Genomic DNA, 8,393 nt, shown 5'->3' on the forward strand with positions numbered 1-8,393 from the left:
TTGAATCCAATTCTCCTAACAACGACGATTGAACGCGCTGTAGAGCAAAAGAACCCTCGGCTGTCGGAGATTTCGTCAGAACTTTCTATGCACCCGACAATAGCCGAGGGGAGAGAAGGCACGAGATACCGGGCGGAAACTTCAGCCACTGATTATTGCTTGAAGTGCAAAAACAACGGCCAACGCAATAGGGTAGTCGTTCGTTCTTTCTAGGTGGCTTTTACTACAACCACATCAGCCTAGGCTATCAGGGTAGGCATAATCATAAATTCTATGGTTATGCCCCCGTTTCTCCCAGGATATGAGTCCGTCTACATGGCGTATCAAACATCAATATTCCGAGCCACCAACGCATTAGACTCAATAAAATTCCTACGCGGCTCAACCTCATCCCCCATCAGCGTAGTAAAAATCTGATCCGCCGCAATAGCATCCTCAATCTGCACCTTAAGCAGTCGGCGCTGGGTAACGTCGAGGGTCGTCTCAAAAAGCTGCTCAGGATTCATCTCCCCCAACCCCTTATACCGCTGACGAGAAACCCCACGCTCCGCCTCGGACAACAGCCACTGCATAGCAGCATGGAAGTCATTAACAGTCTGATCCCGCAGCTTCTCACCCTCGCCACGGCGCACCTTGGTCCCTTCCGCAATCAACCCCTGGAAGGTCTTGGCAGCCAGCGACAGCGCAGCGTAATCAGCCCCGTGGACAAAGTCAGCATCCAGGTGAGACAACCGCACATTGCCATGATGCCGGCGAGCAATCATCAACCGATGCTTGTCCGTCTTCTCATCAAACTGCGCATAGACATCCGCCGTGCCGTCGTCATTGACCGCAGCCCCCAGCAAAGTCTTCGAGTGCATCTCCGACAACTTGGCCTTCAGCGCGGTAGCTGAGGCTTCAGCAGCGGCAGCGCTGTCCAGATCCAGCTCAACACCATCAGCAATGGCGCGCAGCGCATCGCTATCCACAATCCGCGACAGGCGGCCGATGACAGCCTCGGCCAGCTGATACTGCCGAGCCAGCTCGGTCAGCGCATCGCCGGAAACCTCGGAACCGTCCGGGTTGACCAGCGCGGCCTTTTCCATCGCCAGGCGCAGCAGGTAGGCATTCAGCTCGTTGTCATCCTTGATATACCGCTCTTCCTTGCCGTGCTTGATCTTGTACAGCGGCGGCTGGGCGATATACACGTAGCCGCGCTCGATGATGTCGGGCATCTGGCGGTAGAAGAAGGTGAGCAGCAGCGTGCGGATGTGGGAGCCGTCCACGTCCGCGTCGGTCATGATGATGATGCGGTGGTAGCGCAGCTTCTCGAGGTTGTAGTCGTCCTTGCCGATGCCGGTGCCTAGCGCGGTGATCAGCGTGAGCACTTCCTGGCTGGATAGCATCTTGTCAAAGCGGGCGCGCTCCACGTTCAGGATCTTGCCCTTGAGCGGCAGGATGGCCTGGAACTTTCGGTCGCGGCCTTGCTTGGCGGAGCCGCCTGCGGAGTCACCCTCCACCAGGAAGAGTTCGGACTGGGCCGGATCTTTCTCCTGGCAGTCTGCCAGCTTGCCGGGCAGGCCCATGCCGTCGAGCACGCCTTTGCGGCGGGTCATTTCGCGGGCCTTGCGGGCGGCTTCGCGGGCGCGGGCGGCGTCTACGATCTTGCCGCAGATGATCTTGGCGTCGACCGGGGTTTCCAGCAGGAAATCGCCCAGGGCCTTGGCGACGAGTTCTTCCACGGGCAGGCGCACTTCCGACGAGACCAGCTTGTCCTTGGTCTGCGAGCTGAACTTGGGCTCGGGGACCTTGACGGAGAGCACGCAGGCCAGGCCTTCGCGCATGTCGTCGCCGGTGGTTTCCACCTTGGCCTTTTTGGCGATCTCGTTTTCTTCGATGTACTTGTTCATCACGCGCGTCATGGCGGCGCGCAACCCGGTGAGGTGGGTGCCGCCGTCACGCTGCGGGATGTTGTTGGTGAAGCAGAGTACCTGCTCGTTGTAGCCGTCGTTCCACTGCATGGACACTTCTACGGCGATACCGTCTTTTTCGGTGTTGGCGTAGAAGATGTTGGGGTGCAGGGTGCTCTTGCCGCGGTTGATGTACTCGACAAAGCCTTTCACGCCGCCGGAGAAGGCGAAGTCTTCTTCCTTGCCGGTGCGCTGGTCGGTCAGGCGGATGTGCACGCCGTTGTTCAGGAACGAGAGCTCGCGGATGCGCTTGGAGAGGATCTCGTAGTGGAACTCGACGTTGGTGAAGATTTCTTCATCGGCCAGGAAGTGGACTTCGGTGCCGCGCTTGTCGGTGGGGCCGATGACCTTCATCGGCGAGACTTCCACGGGCACGCCGTCGGGGCCGGGCACGGTTTCCACCAGGCGGTTTTGCACGGCGCCTTGGGCGAATTCGAGCAGGTGGGCCTGGCCGTCGCGGCGCACGGTGAGGCGCAGCCACTTGGAGAGGGCGTTCACGCAGGAGACACCCACGCCGTGCAGGCCGCCGGAGACCTTGTAGCTGTTCTGGTTGAACTTGCCGCCGGCGTGCAGCTCGGTCATGGCGATTTCGGCCGCGCTGCGCTTGGGTTCGTGCTTGTCGTCGAACTTGACGAGCGGGGGAATGCCGCGGCCGTTGTCGGTGATGGAGATCGAGTTGTCGCTGTGGATGGTGACGGTGATTTCCGTGCACCAGCCGGCCAGGGCTTCGTCGATGGAGTTGTCCAGCACTTCAAATACGAGGTGGTGCAGGCCGGTGCCGTCGGACGTGTCGCCGATGTACATGCCCGGCCGCTTGCGCACCGCCTCCAGGCCTTCCAGGATCTGGATCGAGCCTGCGCCGTAGCTGTTTTCCTGTTGCGGTTGCGGTTGTTGCTGTTCGGTCATGTTCTCTTACTCACGGCGGATGCGGCGATCGCGTCGGGCCCGGTGGGGGCGCGCTCGGATGGGGCCGCATGGCGGGTTACATAAAAACGGCAAAAGGGGCGGATCGCCTGATCCTGCCCCTGCGTGCTGCGGTGCATCTTTCGCCTGCCGGGCGAGAGCCGTAGCCTGCCGTTCGATGTTCCGGTGTTGCGTATGTTGTTTTCCTTCTACCTTCTACCGGACCATCAGATACGCATCGGCATGACGACGTACTTGAAGTTGTCGTCTTCCGGCACGGTGATCAGCGCGCTCGAATTGGAGTCGCCGAGGCTGACCTGGACCTGTTCGCTCTTGAGGTTGGCAAGCACGTCGAGCAGGTAGGTCACGTTAAAACCGATATCGAGGGCGTCGCCCGAATAATCAAGTTCGAGTTCTTCCTGCGCTTCTTCCTGGTCGGCGTTGGTGGAGCTGATCTTGAGTACGTGGGTGTCCAGGATGCAGCGCACGCCCTTGAACTTGTCGGTGGTCAGGATGGCGGTGCGTTGCAGCGCTTGCTGCAGCTGCACGCGGTCGATCGCGAAGGCGTTCTTGTAGCCCTTGGGGATCACGCGCTGGAAATCGGGGAACTTGCCTTCCACCAGCTTGGAGATCAGCTCGATATTGGCGAAGGTGAACTTGACCTGGTTGGCGGCCAACTGCACCTGCACGGGATCGTCGTTGTCTTCCAGCAGGCGCTGCAGTTCCAGGATGGTCTTGCGCGGGATGATGACTTCCTGGCGCGACGGCGCGCCGCCTTCGCTACCCGTGGCCGCGGTATCCAGCTCCACGCCGCAGTAGGCCAGGCGGTGGCCGTCGGTGGCGACTGCCATGACCTTCTTGCCGTCCACCACCAGCAGCATGCCGTTGAGGTAGTAGCGGATGTCCTGCTGGGCCATGGCGAAGTGGACCATGGCGAGCAGGTGCTTGAAGGTCTTCTGCGGCAGGCTGACCGAGGCGCCGAACTCGCTGGCCTCGGCCACCGTGGGGAATTCCTCGGCGGCCAGGGTCTGCAGCGCGAAGCGGCTCTTGCCTGACTGCACGGTCATGCGCTTGTCGTTGAGCGACAGGGCGACTTCGCCGTCGGGCATGGCGCGCAGGATGTCGAGCAGCTTGCGGGCGGCCACGGTGGTGGCGACGCTGTCGCTGCCCACACCGCATTCGGCGTGGGTGGTGATCTGGATCTCGATGTCGGTCGAGAGGAAGGATACGTTGGACCCGGACTTGCGAATCAGCAGGTTGGCCAGGATCGGGAGGGTGTGGCGGCGCTCCACGATGCCGCTCACGATTTGCAGCGGACGCAGCAGATTGTCTCGCGAGGTTTTGACCAATTGCATTGAATTTATCCTTCGTCGTTTGTAGTAAGCGACCGCGGGTGCGAACTGACCGGGACTAACTCGGGGGTGATTCCAAAAAATCTTAGGAATCAACGAGTTAATTCGCCATTGTACCAAGGATAAGCCGCTGCGGTGAAGCGGGGCGAGCGCGTTCGGAGAGGCAGAATTATGCCGCATCAAGCACAATTCCTGGCTGTTCTTGCCTTGGCCGGGCCATGACCCGACCATCGTCCGGCCATGATCCGGCCGTTCCCTCCGCCCGCTCGTCCCGACTCACCGCAAAGCCTTAGCCCAGGCCGTTTTCTGGCGATGTTCCGGCAATGCTCCGGCGATGCTACCGATTGTTTCATGCGCCGGGCCCAGCCCGGCGCGTACCCTACAGTATGCCAGCCCTGCGTGACAGGCCCGGCAAATCCCCGCTTGATGCCTTCAGACGCGCGGGATCACCCCTTCAGCGTCTGTTCCAGCACGTGCAGTTCGTGATTGAGCTGCGCGTCCTTGCTGCGTTCGTCGGCGATCTTGCGCACCGCGTGCAGCACGGTGGTGTGATCGCGTCCGCCGAAGAGTTCGCCGATTTCCGGCAGGCTCTTCTGCGTGAGTTCCTTGGCCAGGTACATGGCAATCTGGCGGGGCCGCGCGATATTGGCGGGCCGCTTCTTGCTGTACATGTCCGCGACCTTGATGTTGTAGAAATCGGCGCAGGTCTTCTGGATGTTCTCCACCGAGATCTGGCGGTTCTGCACCGTCAGCAGGTCCTTCAGCGCTTCGCGGGTGACATCGATGGTGATGTCCTTGCCGTGGAAGTTGGAGAAGGCCAGGATCTTGCGCAGCGCGCCTTCCAGCTCGCGCACGTTGGAGCGCAGGTGCTTGGCGACGAAGAAGGCGACTTCCTCGGGCACGCTCACGTTCTCGGCGGCGGCCTTCTTCATCAGGATGGCCACGCGCATCTCCAGCTCGGGCGGCTCGATGGCCACCGTCAGGCCGGAGTCGAAGCGCGAGATCAGGCGATCGTCGATGCCGCTGATTTCCTTGGGATACGTATCGCTGGTGATGATCACCTGCGCCCGGTTGGCGATCAGGGCCTCGAAGGCGTAGAAGAACTCTTCCTGCGTGCGGTTCTTGCCGGAGAAGAATTGAATATCGTCGATCAGCAGCAGGTCGAGCGAGTGGTAGTAGCGCTTGAACTCGTCGAAGGCCTTGCGCTGGTACGCCTTCACCACATCGGAGACGTATTGCTCGGCGTGGATGTAGCGGATGCGGGCGCGCGGGTTCTCCAGCAGCATGAAGTTGCCGATGGCGTGGATCAAGTGGGTCTTGCCCAGGCCTACGCCGCCATATAGATAGAGCGGGTTGTAGGACTTGCCGGGATTGTTGGCCACCTGGATGGCCGCGGCGCGCGCGAGCTGGTTGGCCTTACCGGTGACGAAGTTGTCGAAGGTGAGGATGGGGTTCAGGCGCGAGCGCTCGTGCACCGTGTCGTTCTGCTGCTGGGCGCCCAGCGGGTTGCCGGGGTGGCCCATCTGGCCGCCGCCCGGGTGGCCACCCTGCGCGCCGCCCTGCATGGGCTGCTGCGGCTGGGGCACGCGGTAGGAGCGGGCACTGGCTTCGGCCGGGTCCAGCTGCGGCACGTCGATGTCGACCAGCTCGCCACCCATGCCGCCCATGCTGTTGCCCTGGCCGGGATGCGACGGATAGTTGCCGGGGTAGGGCGCCTGGCCGCCGCGCTGGCCGCCTTGCGGCTGCGTGCCGGCCTGGTTCATGGGGCCGTAGCCGGGCTGGCCGTGGCCGCCCGGCTGGCCGAAGTTCTGCGACAGCGGCTGGCCGGACGGGTAGCCGGGGCCGGGGTGCGCCATGCCGGGCTGGCCGGCCTGCTGCGGGTAGCCGGCAGCGGCCCGGCCCGAGGCGGCAGGGTCCAGGACAAAGTGAACGCTAACGTTGGCTTCCCAGTATTCGCAGGCGAGCGCGGTGATGCGGCCGGAGAACTGGCTTTTTACCCAGTCGAGCTTGAAGCGGTTGGGCGCGGCGATACGCAGCGCGTGCGCTTCCTCGTCGAAGCCGACAGGCGCCAACGGCTTGATCCAGGTCTTGAACTGTTGCGGCGTCAGTTCGCGCTCGAGTTGCGCGGCTGCCGCCTGCCAGAAATCTTGCATTGTTATGTTGTTCGGTTTTCGCCACGGGTGGGTGGACAGTCCGGCGGCATCGAGTGGAATGGGCGGCGGGCAGGGATCGGTGGTGCATCCCTGCCAGTCGTCGGTACCTCTTTGATGCCCGGATTGCGATCGCCAAGCGATCCGCACATGACCCCGCTTCCCGGACTCCCCCTGGTGATCGACGCGATCGGCTCGCGGCAAGCGGGACGCGCTGACCGGCAGGCGACAAAAGCGTCGCCGCCGGCTGCGCATCCGTTATCCGGCATGCCAGGGTGTTGCCCGGGTTGCGCTTGCGCCACGCAGCCCGTGTGGTGTTTGGACCCGGATTGTACCCCTCGCCCCGAGTTATCCACAAAGGATAAGTCTGTGGATAAGTTGTGAAAAAGCAGTGAATTGTTGTGCACAACCCCAGTTCTGGCGCGGGTTTCCGGGTAGGCAAAATGGAGGAAAACCCAGTCGAAACAGAGACTTCCTTCTACCTGGCCGACCCCGCCCGGCACCCCTTCATAAAAAAAACTTACCCACTGGCGATTGTGGACAATGAAATACAACGGCCTGTTGCATGTTTTTCAGGCAGGGGTGGCGCACACGTCTCTAATCCATATGGAGCCTTGACACTTTCCGCGAAAATCAGTTAAATGGCGGGTTCTGCGATGCGGCAGGGGATCTCGTATGCGCATCGCCGGGTCTGACCTGTTCCGTGCAAGACCGGTGCGTTTCACCATGCTTTAACCAGCTGGAGGCGTGCCGGAAATGGCTGGATTGGCCGGAACAGGCAGCGGGCCGGCAGGCTGATGGGGTCGGGACGGATGGGTGTGCGATGAGTTCATCGGCAATCCGGTCCGGCAAGATTCCCTCCCAAACCTGCATCGCGAAATTCGAAGGCCGCCGATGATCGGTTTGATTTGTTCCGATCTGCTGGCCGGCGCATTCGAGACGCGAAACACACGGCCGGCAGCAAGATAACCACAGCAGTCGGCATACCGCATCCGCGGCAGCCCCCATGCGAACCATACGCGGCGGCCACGGCGCCCGGCACCTTGCCGGAAACCGGGCGAGCCAAGATCAACCAGAGAGTGCAACATGAAACGTACATACCAACCTTCCGTTACCCGCCGCAAGCGTACCCATGGTTTCCGCGTGCGCATGAAGACCCGTGGCGGCCGCTCCGTCATCAACGCGCGTCGCGCCAAGGGCCGCAAGCGCCTGGCAGTCTAAGGGCCTGGCGACCGGCTTTGGCGGTGCTTCACGCGCCGCCGGGGCCAACCGCCTCGCCTTTCGGACGGCCGGTAGCTCGCAGCCAGACGCAGCGTTTCCGCTAGGTTTGCCCAGCGTGTCTACCCATGCCTACCCCAAAGCCGCGAGGCTCACAAAGACGGATGAGTTTTCATCCGTTTTTGCATTGCGCCCGCGCCGCCGCAGCCAGCACTTCGTGCTGTATGTGGGCGAGAACCGCCTGCCGCAGGCCCGCCTGGGCATCGTGGTGGGCAAGAAATTTGCCAAGCGCGCCGCCGAGCGCAACCTGGTGAAGCGCATGGTGCGGGAACTGTTCCGGCAACGGCAGGACCAACTGGCGGGCCGCGATGTATTGCTGCGCCTGCAGGCAAAATTTCCGCGCGCGGAGTTTGCCAGCCGCAGCGCCATACGCCGGGTGTGCCTGGCCGAGTTGACCGGCCTGTTCGAGGTGGCGGTGCGTCCGCTTGCCCCGCGCCCGGCTGCCCCTTCCGGGGTGTCGCCGCCTGCGTCCGCCGAGGCTGCGCCCCCGGCGGCCCCGCCCTCCGGCGCTTCTGCTTAACCGGCCCGCCGTCCCATGAAGCGAATCCTGCTTGCCCTGCTGCGTATCTACAAGATCGCCCTGAGCCCGTTTTTCGGCTCGCAGTGCCGCTTCCTGCCCACCTGTTCCGACTACGCCCGCGAAGCCATCCTGCGCCATGGCGCAGGACGCGGCAGCTGGATGGCCGCTTGCCGGCTATGCCGTTGCCATCCTTTCACGGATGGCGGGTATGATCCGGTGCCACCGGCATCGTCAACACCGC

General features: G+C 62.4%; 6 protein-coding genes. 3 read left to right on the forward strand and 3 right to left on the reverse strand.

What is annotated here, in order from left to right; translation table 11 throughout:
- Window positions 1-323: 323 nt before the first annotated feature.
- The 3 genes from gyrB to dnaA all read right to left on the reverse strand — a co-directional run bounded on the left by gyrB (window position 324) and on the right by dnaA (window position 6,357).
- A complete protein-coding gene (gene gyrB, locus P3W85_RS45240; protein WP_017223911.1) occupies window positions 324-2,855 on the reverse strand; it encodes a DNA topoisomerase (ATP-hydrolyzing) subunit B in 2,532 nt (843 codons plus the stop codon).
- Between the two features lie 224 nt (window positions 2,856-3,079).
- Window positions 3,080-4,207, reverse strand: a complete 1,128-nt coding sequence (dnaN, locus tag P3W85_RS45245; protein ID WP_017223912.1) for a DNA polymerase III subunit beta — start codon at window positions 4,205-4,207, stop codon at window positions 3,080-3,082.
- Between the two features lie 443 nt (window positions 4,208-4,650).
- Complete coding sequence (dnaA, locus tag P3W85_RS45250; RefSeq protein WP_276269640.1) at window positions 4,651-6,357, reverse strand: chromosomal replication initiator protein DnaA; 1,707 nt, start codon at window positions 6,355-6,357, stop codon at window positions 4,651-4,653.
- Between the two features lie 1,083 nt (window positions 6,358-7,440).
- On the opposite strand from dnaA, the gene rpmH reads away from it, so the two are divergent.
- The 3 genes from rpmH to yidD all read left to right on the forward strand — a co-directional run.
- Complete coding sequence (gene rpmH / locus P3W85_RS45255) at window positions 7,441-7,575, forward strand: 50S ribosomal protein L34 (protein WP_017229861.1); 135 nt, start codon at window positions 7,441-7,443, stop codon at window positions 7,573-7,575.
- Window positions 7,576-7,690: 115 nt separating this feature from the next.
- A complete protein-coding gene (gene rnpA, locus P3W85_RS45260) occupies window positions 7,691-8,152 on the forward strand; it encodes a ribonuclease P protein component (protein WP_276269641.1) in 462 nt (153 codons plus the stop codon).
- 15 nt (window positions 8,153-8,167) lie between these two features.
- On the forward strand, window positions 8,168-8,393 hold a 226-nt coding region (gene yidD, locus P3W85_RS45265; RefSeq protein WP_276269642.1), incomplete at its 3' end, for a membrane protein insertion efficiency factor YidD.

The sequence above is a fragment of the Cupriavidus basilensis genome (assembly GCF_029335485.1).
Classification (GTDB): Bacteria; Pseudomonadota; Gammaproteobacteria; order Burkholderiales; family Burkholderiaceae; genus Cupriavidus; species Cupriavidus basilensis_E.